The organism is Photorhabdus sp. CRCIA-P01 (assembly GCF_003545805.1).
Taxonomy (GTDB): Bacteria; Pseudomonadota; Gammaproteobacteria; order Enterobacterales; family Enterobacteriaceae; genus Photorhabdus; species Photorhabdus antumapuensis.
The window spans coordinates 97,524-116,613 of sequence record NZ_NMQR01000006.1; the positions used below are offsets into that span (position 1 = coordinate 97,524).

Here is a 19,090-nt window from a genome sequence, read left to right on the forward strand (position 1 = left end):
GGGATTCATTCACTTGCCGCCGCGCTGCAACTCGAAATCTATTAGGTATATCTAATTTAATTCGAAGTAAAATACTGTAATAGAAAAACCAAATGAATAAAATTGAACTGATTATGATTAATTAAGACAAATTACCCGGTTAATCACCGGGTAATCAGAATAGCATCTGGTGTAAAAAATATTAGTTTTACTTTTCGGAACGGCCAATACGGGAAACGATATTAAACAGTTCCCCAAGACCATAAATTAAACCTAAAATTCCAGCCATCACTACCGGTACCATGACCAGGGCGAAAGCCATACTTTTAATCAACTCAAACATGGTAGCCTCACACAATGGCTCATTAAATGAGCCAGCAACATAACACATTTTTAACCATAGCGGGTAATACCGCTATAATTAGTACCATTCTAGACAAAGACAGACAACTGTAACCGGCTAAACGTGCGTTTTTCGGGTTAGCCTATAAAAATTTACGATTATATTTACTAAAAAAAACTATCATGCAAGCCGAAATTCTACTGACACTGAAATTACAACAACGGTTATTCGCAGATCCACGGCGAATATTATTACTAAAACAGATTAAAGCAACGGGTTCTATCAGTCAGGGAGCAAAACTGGCTGGCATCAGTTATAAAAGTGCTTGGGACGCAATTAACGAAATGAATCAGTTGGCAGATGAAATACTGGTAGACCGTGCTACAGGTGGTAAGGGAGGCGGCGGGACAAATCTTACCCATTATGGCGAACGTCTATTGCAACTTTACGATCTACTGACACAAATTCAGCAAAAAGCCTTTGATGTGCTAAAAGATGACCAACTTCCCCTCGACAGTCTGTTAGCGGCAATTTCCCGTTTTTCTCTGCAAACCAGCGCCCGTAACCAATTCTTTGGCACAATTACTGACCGTGACCATAATCAGGTGCAACAACATATCCGCATCTTGCTGGCAGATGGTCAAACATCACTGAATGCGGCATTAACAGAACAAAGCGCTAACCGTCTCGGTTTGGTAACAGGTAAGGAGGTATTGGCACTCATTAAAGCGCCTTGGGTGAAACTCACTAAAGAGCAGTTCTATATCAGTCATTTCGACAATGCCCTGACAGGGCTGATCAGTAAAATTGAAACGGGCGAAGAGAACACAGAAATTATTATTGTTCTTGATGGCGGTGAAATCCTCTGCTCTACTCTGCCCAATCAAGAAGCAAATAACCTGAAACTACATGCTGGAGATAAAATCACTGCACTTTTTAATGCTGACCAAGTCATTATTGCAACTCTATGTTAAGAATTGACCCTATTATCACTGAGCAATTCGGAATATCCAGGAATATTATAGTATTACATACCTTACATATCCCCTAGTGTCCGATATTAAATGTTAATTAAAAGTTAATATTGACATTCTGCGGTATTCCGCTTATTTGTGGGAAGAGATTTGCGTTACTTAAAAAGGAATAAAAGATGTCTGAATTGCAAATAACGCAAGGCTGCTTCCGTTTAAGTGATACTCGTACCTTGCAGTTATCATCACTAAAAATAGCCTCCGGCGAAAATTGGGCTTTTATTGGTGCTAATGGTAGCGGAAAATCATCATTGGCCCGTGCGCTTTCAAATGAATTAGTCCTACTTTCCGGTGAACGAAATTGCTCATTTCGCAGGTGCGCCCGCGTCTCTCAAGAACAATTACAAAAACTGACAGAAGAAGAATGGCAACGTAATAATACTGATATGCTCAGTGATGATGAAGATGATACCGGTCACACTGCGGCAGAAATTATCCAGATTTATCATAAAGATAATGAACTTTGCCTAGAGCTAGCAAAACAGTTCGGTATTATGGATTTACTTTCCCGTCGCTTTAAATATCTTTCTACCGGTGAAACCCACAAGACATTACTTTGCCAGGCACTAATGGCTTCACCTGATTTGCTGATTCTTGATGAACCTTTTAATGGCCTTGATCCATTCGCCCGTGGTCAACTCGCTGAATTACTGGAAAAATTGTCATCAAAAGGAATCGTTTTGGTACTTATCCTTAACCGGTTCAGTGAAATCCCAGATTTTGTTGATCAGATTGGCGTACTAGCGGGTTGCCAGCTAACCTCTGTTGGCATCAAAGAAAAAGTGATGGCAGATTCACTGGTGTCTCAACTGGCACACAGTGAAAAACTGAACGGTATTGATTTACCTGAAACAGATGAACTTCCTGTCGATAATCAGCTACCGCCCGATCAACCGCTGATTATCCTACGTAACGGTATCGTTCAGTATAATGATCAGCCAATTTTGCATGGACTAGATTGGCAAGTAAATTCAGGTGAACATTGGCAGATTATTGGCCCAAATGGTGCCGGAAAATCAACGCTTTTGAGTCTGATTACCGGAGATCATCCTCAAGGCTACAGTAATGAGCTGATCCTTTTTGGCCGCCAACGCGGTAGTGGCGAAACCATTTGGGATATCAAACGCCATATTGGTTATATCAGCAACAGTATTCATCTGGAATATCGTGTCAGTATCAGCGTTCGTAATGTGATTCTATCCGGTTTCTTCGATTCAATTGGTCTTTATCAAACAGTATCGGATCACCAGCAGCAACTTGCTGATGAATGGCTAACTTTACTGGGATTATCGGCTCAGATTGCCAACGGCCCGTTTCACAGCCTTTCATGGGGACAACAACGACTTGTTCTGATAGCTCGCGCACTGGTTAAACATCCGGCTTTATTAATCCTTGATGAACCTCTGCAAGGGCTTGATCCCCTCAACCGCCAGTTAATATTACGTTTTATTGATATCATGATTGCTGACGGTGATACTCAGCTACTGTTTGTTTCTCATCATCAGGAAGATGCGCCGCAATGCATTACTCACCGACTGATATTTATTCCTGATGGTGATCTATACTGCTACAAAACGGAGAAAGTTTCTGATTGATTTCTGATAGTTCCCCGTTATGCGGGGATCTACTCATGAGTCTAGCCAATTTTCATCAACATTATTATCACAGCCATTTCTATCAGTAACCTTAATGAGCCGGTCAATTATTAACCAAATAATCTGAATTAAGGAACGATTATTACCAGCAGAAGAACTTCTCCGACCAGTGAAAAAATCATCGCAATTTAATTACCATACATTATTATTTTTTGCTCACTAAATAACATCCATCATCGATTTTTGGTCTGCTTTTCAGATCATTTTTTAATTTGTTAAAAATAAAGGGAAATTACATGATTTGGGGTTTACTTGCTACATCACTAGCGTTATTAGCTATACACCGCACTACTGCACTTATTGTTCTACTGGTTGCGGTTATTACCGGATTCGTCACGCAAGTTATGATTTATCCGGCAATTGCCACTATTGCGATTATTTTTTTGTTAGGTGCGCTACGTCTCTATTTTCAGCAAAATAACGTCATTAAAATAACCACTGAGCTGCTATTGCTCGCTTTTGGTATCGCGTTATTCCTGCATCTGATCCCAGGTTTTCACAACCTGAAATATCTCGATAAAGTTCAGGTAGGACCTCATAGCGCCCCATTCTCAATGTATTTCAACTTTGATAAAGCACTCATTCCTTTCCTGCTGCTATGTTGCATGCCTGGCCTGTTTACAACAAAGCCTCTGACCAAAATTCGGCCTTATGCATGGATAATCTTAGCTATTGCTATTCCTGTATTGTTAAGCATAGCAACAGCTCTAGGCGGGCTCGCGGTTGAACTGCATATGCCACAATGGTTACCGATGTTTATACTGGCAAATATTTTCTTCGTTTCTCTGGCAGAAGAAGCGCTATTCCGTGGCTATATCCAACAGAGGTTAAGTCAGTGGATTAACCCCTATTTTGCCCTGATCATCACTGCCTTGATTTTTGGTGGCGCACACTTCGTCGGCGGCCCATTACTGATGATTTTTGCTACTCTGGCAGGATTAATATACGGGCTGGCATGGATGTGGAGTGGCCGTCTTTGGGTTGCTGTTGGGTTCCACTTCGCGCTCAATTTGGTTCATTTGCTGTTCTTTACTTACCCAATCAAGTTGGTAACCGTACTATAACGTGTCAAACTTGCACGGTATCTATTTCAGCAATCTGCAAAAAATTCAGATCTTCAAACAAATAAAGTTTGGAACAAGACTATATACCCTATGGATTTCAAGATGCATCGAGGCGGCAAGGGAGCGAATCCCCGGGAGCATAGATAACTATGTGATCGGGGTGAGTGAGTGCAGTCAACAAAGAGGCAACTTGAAAGATAACGGGTATAGATTGCGGTTCTGGTGCATAGGGCAATATAATGCGCTCAGTTATCATTAAGTTTGATTTTTAAGGAGTTTAAGCTATGGCTGTCACTAAACTGGTTCTGGTAAGACATGGCGAAAGCGAGTGGAACAAAGAAAACCGTTTCACTGGCTGGACTGACGTCGCGTTATCTGAAAAAGGTCGCGCCGAAGCTCAACAAGCAGGGCAACTGTTGAAAGAAGAAGGTTTTGTTTTTGATTTTGCCTACACCTCCGTCCTAAAACGCGCTATCCATACGCTGTGGAACATTCTGGATCAAGTTGATCAACAGTGGTTACCTGTTGAAAAAAGTTGGAAACTGAATGAACGTCATTATGGTGCTCTGCAAGGTCTGGACAAATCAGAAACCGCAGCTAAATACGGCGATGATCAGGTTAAACTGTGGCGTCGTGGTTTTGCTATCACCCCACCAGATTTAACTAAAGATGATGAACGTTTCCCAGGCCATGATCCACGTTATGCGAATCTGAAACCAGAAGAGTTACCCGTGACTGAAAGCCTGGCAACGACTATTGAACGCGTGATCCCTTATTGGGAAGACGTTATCAAACCGCGGGTTGCTCAAGGTGAGAAAGTGATTATCGCAGCGCATGGTAATTCTTTGCGTGCTTTAGTTAAATATCTGGATAATAGGAGCGAAGAAGCTATTCTTGAGCTGAATATCCCAACAGCAGTACCTTTGGTTTATGAATTCGACGAAAACATGAAACCAATCAAACATTACTATCTGGGTAACGCTGATGAAATTGCAGCAAAAGCCGCCGCAGTGGCAAACCAAGGTAAGGCGAAATAATTCATTGCCTATAGAAAATTGCTGACACTCTATTTTCCAGCAAACATAAAAAACCGGAGTTGTCGATTCCGGTTTTTTTACATTGGAAAAATGTTATCAGCCACGACGCGCTTTTATTGCCGACGACAATTGACGTAACAAAATTTCAGTGTCAGCCCAACCAATGCAAGCATCAGTAATACTTTTACCATATACCAACGGCAGACCGCTATCCGGATTCTGATTTCCTTCTTCCAAATGACTTTCTACCATCACCCCGATAATGGCTTTCTCCCCAGCAATAATCTGCTGACTCACATCTGAACACACATCCATCTGCTTTTTAAATTGCTTAGAACTATTGGCATGACTGAAATCAATCATAATTCTTGTCGGCAAACCGGCTTTTTCCAAGCCTTGCTTCACGGCAGAGACATGTTCAGAACTGTAATTCGGCTCTTTACCACCACGCAAGATAATATGACAATCGTTGTTTCCGCTGGTATTGACAATCGCGGAATGTCCCCACTTAGTGACGGAAAGGAAACTGTGAGGGGAGCCCGCTGCATTAATCGCATCAATGGCAACTTTTATCGCACCATCGGTGCCATTTTTAAAACCAACCGGACAGGAAAGGCCAGAAGCCAACTCACGATGGACCTGAGATTCCGTTGTACGAGCGCCAATGGCTCCCCAACTCATCAAATCGGCTAAATACTGGGGAGAAATCATATCCAGATATTCACCCGCGGCCGGTAGCCCCATGTCATTAATATCCCGTAACAACTGGCGAGCTAAACGCAAACCATCATTAATATCAAAACTATGATTCATATGAGGATCATTAATTAATCCTTTCCAGCCAATAGTTGTACGCGGTTTTTCAAAATAAACTCGCATGACAACTTCCAGATCCTCTTTCAGCTCCTCACGCAATTCATTCAGCCGCCCTGCATATTCCATTGCGGCTTTAGGATCATGAATAGAACATGGCCCAATCACAACCAACAGACGATCATCTTCACCCGTCAGAATTTGATGAATCGTTTTGCGCGCCTTACGTACTGTAAATGCAGCCTTTTCAGTTGCTGGAAATTTTTCAAGTAGTGCCACGGGAGGTAATAATTCTTTTATCTCTTTAATTCTTATATCATCATTCTGATAATTCATAGCCCTCTCTCATCTAACATCTTTGTATATTTAATTAAAACAATCTTGTGATTTTAATCTAACTGTTATAAGCCAAACTGTAAATATTCTTTGTAGAGAATAAATAAATCAATGCTTAACTTAAGACATAGCAAGATATAGTCAAATGTGGTCAGTTCTATTCTTATGGTTGAAATATCTTTAGAAATGAGAATTATCAAAGTAAATACCTAAAAATATGCCAGAAATCAACAAAACAATTCTCTGGCATAGTTAGGAAACTATTTCACACGAGATAATGGCAAAGAACGGTTCTCCTTAGCCGCCTGAATCCACAAACGGGAGCCATTAAATGCAATGCCCAAGAGAATCACATACTGCAACGACATTGCCAGAACGCCTTGATGGAAATAGATAACAACGCTTATCACATTGATAACCATCCATACCAGCCAGTTTTCAACATATTTACGGGTCATCAGAATCATTGCCACAATAGATAGCACCGTCATTGTCGAATCCCAGAATGGGAATGCATCAGGTTCCAATATCGGCATCTGAACATTAAAGCCAAACTTTTGCATAACCGTCACGGCAATCTGAGTCAGATAACCAAAGACCCGATCAATATTAAAAGTCATAATGGCAATCAATAGCACAGAAATTAGACTAATCATTACCGCCTTATTCAAACTTAGCCAACGTATTTTAAGTTCAATCTGCTGCTGATCATTAACCCTGCTCCAGGCATACCAACCATAAATATTTGCCGCAAAGAAGAATAATTGCAGCAATAAACTGGCATAAAGTTGAATTTGGAAGAAAATCACAGCAAATAATGTGACATTAATTAGTCCAAACAAATAATTAATTATCTTCTCCTGACTGGCAAACCAAATACATAACAAACCCGCGATCGTACCTATCGCTTCAATCCACGATAAATCATATCCTCCCTTTCCCAGAGGTATATTGACTAATATATTGTTAATACTGAAAAAATCCATCTGTTATATCCTATTATTATCTACAACAAAATATTACTCTCACTATTCAATTATCTATTTTAACTGAGTTGCAAAATCAAGCATCCTATTTAAAGGAATAAGTGCCTTTTCCCGCAATTCTTTTTCAACTAATATTTCATGCTGAACCCCTCCCCGTTCCAATCCCTGAACGATGGCTTGTAAACCATTCATTGCCATCCACGGGCAATGAGCACAACTACGGCAACTTGCGCCTTCTCCAGCCGTAGGGGCTTCAAATAACTGCTTCTCAGGACAGGCTTGCTGCATTTTATAAAAGATGCCTTTATCTGTTGCCACAATCAGTTTCTGATGCGGCAAAGATTGTGCTGCTTTGATTAATTGACTGGTTGAACCAACAGCATCAGCCAGATCAATCACGGCTTGCGGGGATTCAGGATGAACTAATACCGCAGCATCGGGATGCAGACCTTTCATCCTTATCAAAGCCTGAGTTTTAAATTCATCATGGACAATACAAGCCCCTTGCCAACAAAGAATATCAGCACCTGTTTGCTTGCGGACATAATTCCCCAAGTGGCGATCGGGTGCCCAAATTATCTTCTTCCCCTGACTATCCAGATAATCGATCAATTCAACAGCAATACTTGAAGTCACCACCCAATCCGCTCGTGCTTTAACTGCTGCCGATGTATTTGCATAAACCACCACGGTACGATCAGGATTGTCATCACAAAACTTAGTGAATTCTCTTTCAGGGCAACCCAGATCTAGCGAACACTCGGCTTCCAACGTTGGCATTAAAACACGCTTTTCAGGATTGAGAATTTTAGCAGTTTCTCCCATAAATCGCACACCGGCAACGAATAAAGTAGAAGCTGGATGATGATTACCAAAACGCGCCATTTCCAATGAATCCGCGACGCACCCGCCGGTCTCTTCTGCTAAAGCCTGGATCTCTGGATCGGTGTAATAATGCGCGACCATAACGGCATCCTGCTGTTTCAGAAGGCGTTTAATTTTTTCACGGCAATGTTTTTTTTCATCCTTACTGAGAAAAGCAGGTTTGGGTGGGAAGGGATAAATGGTTGAATTAAAATCAATATACTGGTTCATTGTTCTGACTCTCTGTTTAGTATATGGTTTTAAAAAACAAAAATTTTGGTTTTTAGTCCGAAAATTTGCGCACATTTGTTTAATATACTAAACAAAATAACCAATTTATAGCAGTTTATCGCGGAATATTTTGTCGGTGATGGCTAAACAGAAAACAGAAAACAGAAAACAGAAAACAGAAAACAGAAAACAGAAAACAGAAAACAGAAAACAGAAAACAGAAAACACGATATACCATAATGATTAAAATCAATAAAAAGCAGACGTAAAAAATGGTAAAACAACTATTAAAACCTTATACCGATTAAATCCAGGAGTTAAAACCATGACTTTTAACAATCGCTTAAAACCCATCCATCATAAACCCATCAGTGAAAAATGAGAAATAAAAATTGACTTTGTTAATGCTTATATATCCCAAAAAAGACAAATAAAAATATGAATAGTTAATCAGACAATCTATTTTCCATAAATAACTAGCTTTAATAACATTTTCAACCAAGGAATAAATTTTTTATAAACCAGTTAAATCATGAAAAACATGAATAATAAAGCCATGAAATAAATTATTTAATAGAATATCAATCAGCATTCATAAAGCTAAAAAATGGCATTTAATGGCATAAATACGGCACATTATATTTTCTCTGATTTCAGAGTAAAAAAATAAAGCCGGAATAACCGGCTTTATTCTTACTACAAACGGCTACAGCCACTAGAATTATGCTGCCCTTACGATGTAGTTAAATGCTACGTTGCGGGGCCTATTTTCGTTAGCGGTTGGGACTTGTCTTGATGCATCAATGTCAAAATATGTAAGATCAGTACTACTGCCGCTATTTGCTGAACGTGTATCAGCCGTAGCATATCGCGACGATGCCATGACTCCACTCAAAATAGGTGTCTGTGGTGCACCGCCCATCTGAGCGTGTATAGCTTGAGTTGACCCTGTAATATTTCTGATTGCATCTCCCTGCCAAGATAAAAGCCCACGACCACCATCAACACCTCGATTATCATCCCATCCGCGGATAAATTCTCCTCTTAAATCAGGTAATCTACCGCCAGGATAAGCCTCCGCTAACTTCGGATACTGTAATTTATTAAAAGGTGAACCATTACAAATGAAATAACCGAAAGGTGGATGAGGTAACGGCCAGGGAATAGGAGAACCCACGGGTATATTAATCTCTTCACGTAATGAATTTATTACCTCCTGAACAAGCTTTTGTGTAGCCGCCAATGTGTCACTATTACCAATCACATTTGTAAGCTGAACAACCCCCTTTTGTGTTAATGAAGCACTGGGAATATCTGTTGTAATTTTTTGTTCTATCGCTTTATTTAATTGATCGGTAAGTTTGGCTACATTTCCATCATCCAGAACATCATTGCCAGATCCTGTCGCGATAAAATCAGCGACGACAGATGATATGGTTGACGATTGACGTAACACCTTATTTAACAAGTGGATGGGAACATTCTCCGGAGAGAATCCTGTCTGCAAACCCTGGTTTTGTTCATATTTTTCTTGGCTAATGACATTTGCATTATTACTAATAGAAAAAGCCTTAAAATCATTCTTGTGACTCATATACTTTCCTTAAATTAAATAATGTTATTTTATAATCAACATATTGAATTATTGTAGAAATAGTCTCCTGCAATTCATGCAAATCAAAGTCTAGCCCAGGGAAAAAATAATACTGTGTTCTTATTAATTATAAGGTTAACCGTTTTTGTATCATTAGCAGAAATAAGCAGTTCAACATTTTGGAATATAAAATATCTCAAAAATTTATATTTAACATACGGGAATTATTTTTCTCTTATTTTATTGTTATCACTATTAATACTAGGCTGTGTCCCGCAATAGATTGAAATAAGATAATCATCTGGCTCTCTCTTTTCAAAAAACTATGTTATGGCTCGTTACGATCTTCCTGTAGCCGCAAGATGCAGATAGAGTAGAATTTTCAGGATGACAAAATGAGCGGTTTGGTATCACGTTGAAAATAAATGATTATATCTGAGATATAAAGCCAATAGTCTTAAATTCAGACCGGTTATCTCACATTGGATATTAGCAGAGAATATCTTACGACATTCTCCGCTAATTTTAAGCTAAGCCTTTTTATATGGTTAACTCTTAAGTCCCATTTGGGTGTAATTACAAGAGAGGATTATTATTCGACCCAACCTTCACTTCAATTTCTGCGTTTAAATAACTGGCGAGATTGGTGGCTGTAACTTTATAGTAGTAAATAAGGTTAGGAGGCGGTACAAGTATTTCACTTCTGCCGGGGTAGATCTCTATAGAATTATACAGAGTATAATCTCCAACTAAGGATGCCCAGTAGCCACTCACTTTAACTAGCGCTAAGCTAACGTTTTTTATAGTTATATGAGATTGATGAGCAGGAACTAATATACTGCCATTCTTATAAATATCAATAGTCTGATTAGGGTTTATATATACTCGCGCCATTTTATTGTTTCCTTATTATTACGGTTATTTGACTGTCTATATAGCAGATGATTTTATCGGTAAAATTTAAATTAGCATTTACTCCGAACAGTTAAATATTTAACTTTATCAGTGATGTAAAAATAATAAGATAATCTCATGGTCATATCAGTATTAAATGATTAGTAGGTAGAATGTTTTCTGGAATACATTAAATCTCATCATTAACATTAGTCAGGTTAATTATAAGCTATACATTGGTATATTTTGGGAAATAAAATAATGATGAATATCGTCTAGAAGTTTAATTTTTAAATAATAGATGTATTTTATTTTGACATGTTTTTAATTTCAAGACATTGGGTTACTCATTACTACTTAATAAAGCACCGCACTATAAGTCATTCATGGCGCGGTATTTGTATATACCCTTCATCTTTCAGTGTGGATCAATTCAGTCACTGGTCTTTGGCATAGATTTATATCGTCATATTTTCCTTTATCATTTTAAGTAAGCCAATTCTTCTGAATACGAACCCCTCGGCTATGCATCAAAAATTCTGACAAATATCCATCATGCGGTACAAGCGGTGCCATCCAGGTTGTCGGAATATCTCCTACATAAACATTACTGATAGTCGTATCACTCAGAATAGCGTCCAGAATTTCTGGCTTTTTCGAAAATACAGTGACAACTAACGAATTTGATAGCATTTGTGAACTCTTCAAACGGTCATAAGGTGCAACAGTGACGCATGGAAATGGCAGTTCGCGTTGAATTAAAGGATCTATTGGATTATCGACAACAGTAATGTAAGGTCTAAGGGTATATCCTGATGATATTTGCTCACCAAACAGCCGAAGATCTTCATTCTTTTCAGGATAAAGCGACTTCTGTAATAAAGCCGTGGTATTCGATGACCCTAATGGAAATACCTCTTCGGCATTCATCTGATTAAACGCTTCCAATAAACGTTTACCAAAATCAACAGGGTCCCCTTCTACTAATACCGCGCTGGCAGAAACACATGCAGCACCACCAAGAGAAGTAACCGATTATGCAACAAGTGAAACCGCTTCATCAATATTGACATCTGAACCCACCACAATTTTCGAATGCCCCGGTCCTTGTATTAAAACTTTAGGATTCGAATGATATTTATTAACGACATCTTGCCCGCCATAAATAATAGACAGGTCTGCCGCAAAAACTATTTCGTCAGCACCTTGATGATCTGTTGGTATCAGCGCAACGTAGTTTCCGAGTCCAGCCTGCATCAGTGAAGAAACTAATCGTTGAGCTGTGAATGGTTCGCGAACAGAAGGCTTAATTAAGATTCGATAACCAAAAGCAAGGGATTGTGGCCATAAAGCATGCGCTCCCGGCCCATTGCCACCCGTCAGAACAGCCAGCACATCCGCTCGTCGGCTGAATAAAGCACATCCTTCCGCAACTCTGCTATCATCCACATCCCAAATAGCACCATGTGGCATGGAAGCTTTGATTATCTCAGGCATCATCATAAGCACTTCTGACGTTTCAATCAGGGACCTTTCGATCATGCCCGCTGGCAGCCCAATGACACGGTGTGTCAATTGCACATATTCTGCTGGAGAAAGCCCGGCGACATTCTCACTGGAATAAATTTTTGCAGCCTTCTTCATTGCTGAATGAATTTCATCCAACCTCAGTCGGGGTGCAATTCTCATCTTGCGAACAACTTCACACTTATCGAGGGTGGCTCTTTCATCTGCCTGTTACCACCCCCCAAAGTTGAATTATCTAAATCGCCTCTTCGTCCTGTTCACCGGTACGAATACGCACAACACGCGCCACATCGAATACAAATATTTTACCATCACCAATTTTCCCGGTCTGTGCCGTCTGCATAATGGTTTCAACACAGGTATCGACAATATCATCTGGCACGACAATTTCGATTTTCACTTTTGGCAGAAAATCCACCATATATTCTGCACCGCGATACAGCTCGGTATGACCTTTCTGGCGCCCAAAACCTTTCACCTCGGTTACCGTCATTCCGGTGATACCCACTTCCGCCAGAGCTTCACGCACATCATCTAGTTTGAAAGGTTTGATAATCGCATCAATCTTTTTCATGAAGTTTTCCTGTTGTTACCAGTTTTTACGGCCGAAACCAGAGGTAATCGGGTAGCGTCTGTCTTTACCAAAATTACGTGGCGTAATACGCGGCCCCACCGGAGCCTGACGACGTTTATATTCGTTAATATCAACCAAACGAACCACTTTACGTACAATCTGTTCATCAAACCCTGCCGCCACCAGCTCATCAACCGACTTATCCTGTTCCACATAACCTTCCAGAATATCATCCAGAATGTCATAAGGCGGTAAACTGTCCTGATCAAGCTGTCCAGGCGCCAACTCTGCCGATGGCGGACGATCAATGACTCTTTGAGGTATCGCCGGCGAAACGGTATTACGATATTTTGCTAATTCAAATACCAATGTTTTCGGTACATCTTTCAACGCATTAAAACCACCCGCCATATCCCCATATAATGTGGAATACCCCACCGCTGATTCACTCTTATTACTGGTCGTCAGCACGAGACGATGGCGTTTATTAGACATCGCCATCAGAATAACGGCACGGCAACGCGCCTGTAAATTCTCTTCGGTGGTATCTTTGGTCATACCGGCAAACAGAGGTTCAAATTGTGCCATGAATGCATCAAACATCGGTTCGATCGACACCACATTAAACTCAACACCCAACATATCAGCTTGTTGTTTAGCATCTTCTATACTCATTTCAGATGTATAGCGGAATGGCATCATAACAGCCTGAACATGATCTTTACCCAATGCATCAACAGCAATTGCCAACGTCAGGCCAGAGTCAATCCCCCCAGATAAGCCTAACAACACGCCTTGAAAGCCATTTTTGCGAACGTAATCATGTACTGAAAGGACTAATGCCTGATATACCTGCTGCAATGGCGGTAATTCAGGTGCCGGATTAACCATAGGGTCAATCTTTAATCCATTAAAGCGGCATTGTTGGATTTGTTCATTAAATGCGGCTAACCGATGAGTCATTTCACCACTTGCATTAAAAACTTTAGAACAGCCATCGAAAATCAGCTCATCCTGACCACCAACCTGATTAAGGTAAATCATCGGTAAATCTGTACGCTGGCAATGTTCTTTAATTAATTCATAACGGATATAAGGCTTTTCACGATTATATGGAGAAGCATTGATAGAAAGAATTAAATCCGCACCAGCCTGTTTCAAAGTATCAACCGGTTCGTTAAACCATAAATCTTCACAAATTAGCAGCCCAAGGTTATATCCCTTGAATGGCACCACGCAGCTTTGATCGCCCGCTTTGAAATAGCGTTTTTCATCGAAAACGCCATAATTCGGCAACCGCTGTTTAAAATAACGGGCCAGGATTTCCCCTTGCCAGAATAAGGAAAGCGCGTTGTAAATTTCCCCATCCTGCTCCCAAGGATGACCAACCAGAATAGCGGTTTGGCAACTGGCAGCTTGTAAACGTGTAAGCTGCTCGCAACAACGCTGATGAAAATCAGCGCGGAATAATAGATCTTCTGGAGAATAACCGGATATCGCCAGTTCAGAAAACATCACCAAATCAGCACTTTGTTGCTGTTGTTCCTGTACTGTCCGCAACATACGTTCACAGTTGCCTTCAATGTCACCAATCATCCAATTAAGCTGTGCAAGGACAATATTAAGAGTACGGCTCATACAATTTGGCTCTCCCAAGCCACCAATTTTTATACCAGTGTAAAAACTTCCTGAGCAGCAGAGAAGTTATTCTTTAAAATCACTCGCATCTAATTCATGACGCGCCAGTAATTTGTAGAATTCAGTCCGGTTACGCCCCGCCATACGCGCAGCATGAGTCACATTACCTTTGGTCATTTGCAATAACTTACGCAGGTAATTCAACTCAAACTGATTTCTGGCTTCGGCAAAAGTGGGTAACGCCGTGTTTTCCCCTTCCAGCGCCTGTGTAACCAGCGCTTCACTAATAACCGGGGCGGTAGTCAACGCGACGCATTGCTCGATTACGTTCACAAGCTGGCGCACATTTCCCGGCCAACTTGCCGCCATCAAACATTTCATTGCATCAGCAGAGAAACTACGGACAAAAGGTTTATGGCGCTTCGCTGATTCACGCAACAGATGGTTCGCCAATAAAGGAATATCTTCAACCCGGCCATTCAAAGCAGGAATTTTCAAGTTAACAACATTCAGGCGGTAATAGAGATCTTCACGGAATTCATTTTTTGCCATTGCCTTCGGCAAATCACGGTGAGTCGCTGAGATAATCCGTACATCAATATCCAGATCACGGTTGTTTCCTAACGGGCGTATTTTACGCTCCTGCAATACCCGCAATAATTTAACCTGCAAAGCCAACGGCATATCACCAATTTCATCAAGAAACAGCGTCCCCCCCTGTGCGGCAAGAAACAACCCTTCTCGGCTGCTAACCGCACCGGTAAATGCCCCTTTGGCATGACCAAACAGTTCTGATTCAAGCAGTTGTTCCGGCAAAGCACCACAGTTAATCGCGATAAATGGTTTTTTCGCCCGTGGACTGGCGCGGTGAATTGCCTGGGCTAACACTTCCTTCCCGGTACCACTCTGACCGTTTATCAGTACACTGACATCAGATTGAGCAACCATTCGCGCCTGCTCCAACAAGCGCAACATAGCAGGACTGCGGGTAACTATCTGCTCCCGCCACTGTTCATCACTGGCGGGCGTGGATAACGCCAATGCGCCATCAATCGCCTTATAAAGCGCATCCCGGTCAACCGGTTTAGTCAGAAAACTAAAGACGCCTTGCTGAGTTGCCGCTACTGCGTCCGGAATGGAGCCATGAGCCGTCAGAATAATGACCGGCATACCCGGTTGCTGCTTCTGAATTTCAGCAAACAGCGCCATACCATCCATCTCATCCATACGCAAATCGCTGATCACCAAATCGATCTTTTCTTTCGCTAACAGTTTCAGTGCTTCACAGCCACTTTCTGCGGTTGTGACACGAAAACCTTCGCTAGTAAGACGCATTCCCAACAATTTCAACAAACCAGGATCGTCATCAACCAGAAGAAGATGGGCTGGCTTACGCGCTGTCATTGTGCTGCTCCTTTATCTGATTCAGAGGTATTGTTTGACGTACTGTTTTTGTTAGGTAATGTCGTGGTCGCTGGCGTTGCAACATGTTCATCCGAATTGCCTGATCCAACACTCCCCTGATTTTGTTTACGGGAAGAAAGCTGACGTTCAATATCTGTCAGGTTTTCCAGTTTACGAGAAGTTTGCTGTAGCTCAAATTCCAACCGCGAACGACTTTCTCGCAGACGATCAAGTTTATTATCCGTATCTGCCTGTAATTTTTGGAATTTTGCCCGCTCCTCAGCAACTGCAATTTGCTGAACCTGCTGTTCGCGCCATAACTGTAATAACGGTCGCAACGGGTCTGGGAATTTCAACCGGTATTTGTTGAAGTTTTCAATTATTTTCCGACGCTCAGACAACGTAGGCCCGGCACTGTTAAGTAAAATACTTTGTTTAAAAGCCATATCCCAAGTAGTCGGGAGCGTGTATTTCGCCATATTACGTGCTTTCGCTGATGTCAGACGATCTGAACAATCCATCAGTCGCAGCCAGTAAAGCGCATTCTCAATCGATGGCGGCGTCTCTAAATCCCACATTAACTCACACTCGGCAATACGGTAATCCGTCACCCGTTGCTCCGGTATTACCATTTGCGTAACTGTCGCTAAATTATTATTAACCGGATTTTTAACGCAACCCGCCAATAAAAAAACGACGAAGATCAGCAGAATCATGCCAAAACCCCAAACTGAAACTCGTGGTAATAACAATCTGGCAACCAACACGTTTTTCCCAGGTTGTACTGCAATATTCTGCCGATCCGTTTTTTGTACAAAACGGTAAATAGACCTGTTATGCATTATTTATTCATTCTCAGCAGCTAATGGCAATTTAATACGAAAACATACGTCAGCAAATTCGCTCTGAATTAATATCAGTTCGCCCCCCATACGCTTAATACAATCCTGCGCAATACTTAGCCCAAGGCCGCTACCTTTCACTGCACCTTTACGCTGGAGCGTCCCTTGATAGAACGGTTCAAAAATCATACTGCGTTCTGATTCAGGGATTGGTGTACCTGTATTAGCAACATTAATTTGAACATATTTGCCGATCTGACGACTTGAAACCCAGATGTTACCGGATTCGGCGCCATAGTGCACCGCATTAGAGTAGAGATTATCAATAACCCGCATTAATAGTGTAGGCTCTGCCCATAAAATATCAGCATCAAGCTGGATTTCCGTCTGAATATTTTTCGATCTCGCAGGTAAACTGTGTGATAAAACTACCTCATTAACAATTTCCCGCAGAGAAACCTGCTGTTGCTCCGTCGGGCCATCCGCCAGTTTACGGTTATAATCCAGTAATTGCTCGATCAATTGCTGTAAATGTTTACTACTATTATCAAGAATAGCAACCACTTCTTGCTGATCAGCCGTTAATGGCCCTGCCACTTCATCAGCCAGTAATTCTGTCCCTTCCCGCATACTTGCCAGCGGTGTTTTCAGTTCATGAGAAATATGACGCAAAAACTCATGGCGTTGTGATTCCAACCAGGCCAAGCGTTCACTGAGCCAGATAATTCGTTGCGCCAAAGAGCGGAGTTCCCGCGGCCCCTGAAAAGAATCTATGCGAACGCCCAATGATTGCCCTTCTCCCAATCGGTTAATCATGCGTTCAATCCCTTTAACCGGCCCGATAATCATGCGAGTAAATAACGCGACCAATAACGCACTCAGTAGAAATAAAATAAGACTCTGCCAGCCAAAAAATTGCCCTTTTTCAGCAATATCTCCCTGTAACTGTTCTCCACGGCTGAAAATAATATCACGGGTAGCTTGTACCATCTGGCTATTAGCATTGGAAAATTGCTCAAGTAATTGAGCGGCAGGTTGGGTAGGTTCACTATTGAGACAAGCGATTTTTGTTAACTGCGACAGCAAATCATTAAGCATCTTAATATACTGTTGATCATCAAGTATAACCATCTGATCTTTCAGCATCTTAAGGTACTGCTGATATTGCCTTTGGTAAAGGTTTTCCAGCGTCTTATCCCCTAACACGCAATATTGGCGGTAACTGCGCTCCATCTCCAACGCAATACCTGTCATAGCCTCACTGCGGCGGGCATCCGCGAGTGTGGTACGGTTTATATCAGCCGCTTGCTCACTGAGTTGATCAAGACTCTGATAAGCCTGATAAGCCAAAACCAATAACGGCAATAACACTAGCCAGAAGGCCATGACAACTAATTGGCGCAATGAGCGCGGAAATAAACGCCATTTTTTCAAGGAAATCATCTCGTAACCTGTCAGTACACCAATGCTAACCGACAAAGGGCAGATAGAAAAACCCATCGGCTGATAAATTCTGCTTTGACTGAAAATCAGTGTAAGACGCAAACAGTACAAAGGGGCAGGTAAACACCTGGGGGATGACGGCGGGATAATAGTTTTTTACTATCCCGCCAGTGAGGATGGCTTATGCCTGTTGTTTATCTACAGTCAGGCATAGGTGGTGCCTCACTCCACGTGTCGCCCGATGTTTGATAAGGCTCGAAAGCGATATCACTGAGTTGGACGGTAGGCACCTTACTCTGGCATCATTCGATAGTTTATGTGGCATTTCTCCACCTAATGTGGGCCGACATAAGAAGTTGAATGAGCAACTGTGCCAGTTTAATGCAGATTCCATGCCAACATTAAAATATCAATCATAAATAATTGTTTTTACTGTATAAAAAATTAAACATAACGTTTCAGCAACCAGACAGCTTCTTTTCCGGTATGAGTAAAATTTATTTTTTGTCGCCAATTAAAGACATCTAAAATCACGCAAATAAAAACAGATTAAAATCAAATAATTACATGTCTCCTTTTTGAGACATCTATAATGCATGTTTGTCGGGTAATTGAGACAATGGAAAATAGAGTTAAATTTCTAGGAATTTACCGAGCCAAAATTTTCACATCTGAGTTATCAATGGTCCATATTTACCCCACATATGGCCTTTATCAGCAAATGATGTACCATCGTAGATAAAGGCAAAAAGGTCTCTATTCGGGGGAAAATATGTGTCAAACACAAAACGGGGAGCCACTATATGTGGTTGATGTAGCACTATTTTGGAATCTT

Annotated in this window: 17 protein-coding genes and 1 pseudogene; 5 read left to right on the forward strand and 13 right to left on the reverse strand. The window is 41.2% G+C overall.

Annotated features, from left to right (window positions below; genetic code table 11):
* Positions 1-187: 187 nt before the first annotated feature.
* On the reverse strand, positions 188-322 hold the full coding sequence (locus D3222_RS06190; protein WP_118985442.1) for an AcrZ family multidrug efflux pump-associated protein: 135 nt from the start codon (positions 320-322) through the stop codon (positions 188-190).
* Between the two features lie 182 nt (positions 323-504).
* Here D3222_RS06190 and modE point away from each other — a divergent pair, with 182 nt between their 5' ends.
* From modE to gpmA, 4 genes are all read left to right on the forward strand, one after another.
* Positions 505-1,296, forward strand: coding sequence for a molybdenum-dependent transcriptional regulator (modE, locus tag D3222_RS06195; RefSeq protein ID WP_118985381.1), 792 nt, complete (start codon positions 505-507; stop codon positions 1,294-1,296).
* Positions 1,297-1,472: 176 nt separating this feature from the next.
* Positions 1,473-2,948 carry a molybdate ABC transporter ATP-binding protein ModF gene (gene modF / locus D3222_RS06200; RefSeq protein ID WP_118985382.1) on the forward strand — a complete coding sequence of 492 codons (1,476 nt, stop codon included), beginning with the start codon at positions 1,473-1,475 and terminating at the stop codon, positions 2,946-2,948.
* Between the two features lie 299 nt (positions 2,949-3,247).
* Positions 3,248-4,072, forward strand: a complete 825-nt coding sequence (locus D3222_RS06205) for a CPBP family intramembrane glutamic endopeptidase (protein WP_198672758.1) — start codon at positions 3,248-3,250, stop codon at positions 4,070-4,072.
* A gap of 284 nt (positions 4,073-4,356) precedes the next feature.
* On the forward strand, positions 4,357-5,109 hold the full coding sequence (gene gpmA, locus D3222_RS06210) for a 2,3-diphosphoglycerate-dependent phosphoglycerate mutase (RefSeq protein WP_118985384.1): 753 nt from the start codon (positions 4,357-4,359) through the stop codon (positions 5,107-5,109).
* Between the two features lie 96 nt (positions 5,110-5,205).
* Here the strand turns inward: gpmA and aroG are convergent, their stop codons facing one another.
* The 4 genes from aroG to D3222_RS06230 form a co-directional block, all read right to left on the reverse strand.
* The gene (gene aroG / locus D3222_RS06215) at positions 5,206-6,258 is read right to left on the reverse strand and encodes a 3-deoxy-7-phosphoheptulonate synthase AroG (protein ID WP_118985385.1); all 1,053 of its coding nucleotides are present in this window, start codon (positions 6,256-6,258) and stop codon (positions 5,206-5,208) included.
* A gap of 260 nt (positions 6,259-6,518) precedes the next feature.
* Positions 6,519-7,244, reverse strand: coding sequence for a nicotinamide riboside transporter PnuC (gene pnuC, locus D3222_RS06220; RefSeq protein WP_118985386.1), 726 nt, complete (start codon positions 7,242-7,244; stop codon positions 6,519-6,521).
* 54 nt (positions 7,245-7,298) lie between these two features.
* Positions 7,299-8,339, reverse strand: a complete 1,041-nt coding sequence (gene nadA, locus D3222_RS06225) for a quinolinate synthase NadA (RefSeq protein ID WP_118985387.1) — start codon at positions 8,337-8,339, stop codon at positions 7,299-7,301.
* Positions 8,340-9,060: 721 nt separating this feature from the next.
* Positions 9,061-9,933, reverse strand: coding sequence for a phage tail protein (locus D3222_RS06230; RefSeq protein ID WP_118985388.1), 873 nt, complete (start codon positions 9,931-9,933; stop codon positions 9,061-9,063).
* A gap of 408 nt (positions 9,934-10,341) precedes the next feature.
* Between D3222_RS06230 and D3222_RS26955 the strand changes: the two are divergent.
* Positions 10,342-10,461: pseudogene (locus D3222_RS26955) on the forward strand (IS4 family transposase); the annotation flags it as partial.
* 48 nt (positions 10,462-10,509) lie between these two features.
* Here D3222_RS26955 and D3222_RS06240 read toward each other — a convergent pair.
* The 8 genes from D3222_RS06240 to D3222_RS06270 form a co-directional block, all read right to left on the reverse strand.
* Positions 10,510-10,827: a hypothetical protein gene (locus D3222_RS06240; RefSeq protein ID WP_118985389.1), complete on the reverse strand. Its 318-nt coding sequence runs from the start codon at positions 10,825-10,827 to the stop codon at positions 10,510-10,512.
* A 486-nt stretch (positions 10,828-11,313) separates the two neighbouring features.
* A complete protein-coding gene (locus tag D3222_RS25840) occupies positions 11,314-11,775 on the reverse strand; it encodes a hypothetical protein (protein WP_232832420.1) in 462 nt (153 codons plus the stop codon).
* Between the two features lie 87 nt (positions 11,776-11,862).
* A complete protein-coding gene (locus tag D3222_RS25845; RefSeq protein WP_232832421.1) occupies positions 11,863-12,471 on the reverse strand; it encodes a hypothetical protein in 609 nt (202 codons plus the stop codon).
* Between the two features lie 118 nt (positions 12,472-12,589).
* Positions 12,590-12,928, reverse strand: coding sequence for a nitrogen regulatory protein P-II (glnB, locus tag D3222_RS06250; RefSeq protein ID WP_011147501.1), 339 nt, complete (start codon positions 12,926-12,928; stop codon positions 12,590-12,592).
* A 15-nt stretch (positions 12,929-12,943) separates the two neighbouring features.
* Positions 12,944-14,566 (reverse strand): NAD+ synthase, encoded by a 1,623-nt coding sequence (locus tag D3222_RS06255; protein ID WP_118985390.1) that lies wholly within the window; start codon positions 14,564-14,566, stop codon positions 12,944-12,946.
* Between the two features lie 66 nt (positions 14,567-14,632).
* Entirely contained in the window at positions 14,633-15,970 is a 1,338-nt protein-coding gene (gene glrR / locus D3222_RS06260; RefSeq protein WP_118985391.1) for a two-component system response regulator GlrR, read from the reverse strand.
* Positions 15,967-16,812 (reverse strand): two-component system QseEF-associated lipoprotein QseG, encoded by an 846-nt coding sequence (qseG, locus tag D3222_RS06265; protein WP_232832422.1) that lies wholly within the window; start codon positions 16,810-16,812, stop codon positions 15,967-15,969. The genes glrR and qseG overlap by 4 nt, the downstream gene beginning before the upstream one ends.
* A gap of 3 nt (positions 16,813-16,815) precedes the next feature.
* Complete coding sequence (locus D3222_RS06270) at positions 16,816-18,255, reverse strand: sensor histidine kinase (protein WP_198672757.1); 1,440 nt, start codon at positions 18,253-18,255, stop codon at positions 16,816-16,818.
* Positions 18,256-19,090 lie beyond the last annotated feature (835 nt).

Coding starts and splice junctions, on each gene's coding strand:
- aroG (WP_118985385.1), bottom strand. CDS start 6,258: ATGAATTATCAGAATGATGATATAAGAATTAAAGAGATAAAAGAATTA.
- D3222_RS06255 (WP_118985390.1), bottom strand. CDS start 14,566: ATGAGCCGTACTCTTAATATTGTCCTTGCACAGCTTAATTGGATGATT.
- qseG (WP_232832422.1), bottom strand. CDS start 16,812: ATGCATAACAGGTCTATTTACCGTTTTGTACAAAAAACGGATCGGCAG.
- D3222_RS06190 (WP_118985442.1), bottom strand. CDS start 322: ATGTTTGAGTTGATTAAAAGTATGGCTTTCGCCCTGGTCATGGTACCG.
- modE (WP_118985381.1), top strand. CDS start 505: ATGCAAGCCGAAATTCTACTGACACTGAAATTACAACAACGGTTATTC.
- D3222_RS25845 (WP_232832421.1), bottom strand. CDS start 12,471: ATGAAGAAGGCTGCAAAAATTTATTCCAGTGAGAATGTCGCCGGGCTT.
- pnuC (WP_118985386.1), bottom strand. CDS start 7,244: ATGGATTTTTTCAGTATTAACAATATATTAGTCAATATACCTCTGGGA.
- D3222_RS06240 (WP_118985389.1), bottom strand. CDS start 10,827: ATGGCGCGAGTATATATAAACCCTAATCAGACTATTGATATTTATAAG.
- modF (WP_118985382.1), top strand. CDS start 1,473: ATGTCTGAATTGCAAATAACGCAAGGCTGCTTCCGTTTAAGTGATACT.
- D3222_RS06270 (WP_198672757.1), bottom strand. CDS start 18,255: ATGATTTCCTTGAAAAAATGGCGTTTATTTCCGCGCTCATTGCGCCAA.
- glrR (WP_118985391.1), bottom strand. CDS start 15,970: ATGACAGCGCGTAAGCCAGCCCATCTTCTTCTGGTTGATGACGATCCT.
- glnB (WP_011147501.1), bottom strand. CDS start 12,928: ATGAAAAAGATTGATGCGATTATCAAACCTTTCAAACTAGATGATGTG.
- nadA (WP_118985387.1), bottom strand. CDS start 8,339: ATGAACCAGTATATTGATTTTAATTCAACCATTTATCCCTTCCCACCC.
- gpmA (WP_118985384.1), top strand. CDS start 4,357: ATGGCTGTCACTAAACTGGTTCTGGTAAGACATGGCGAAAGCGAGTGG.
- D3222_RS06230 (WP_118985388.1), bottom strand. CDS start 9,933: ATGAGTCACAAGAATGATTTTAAGGCTTTTTCTATTAGTAATAATGCA.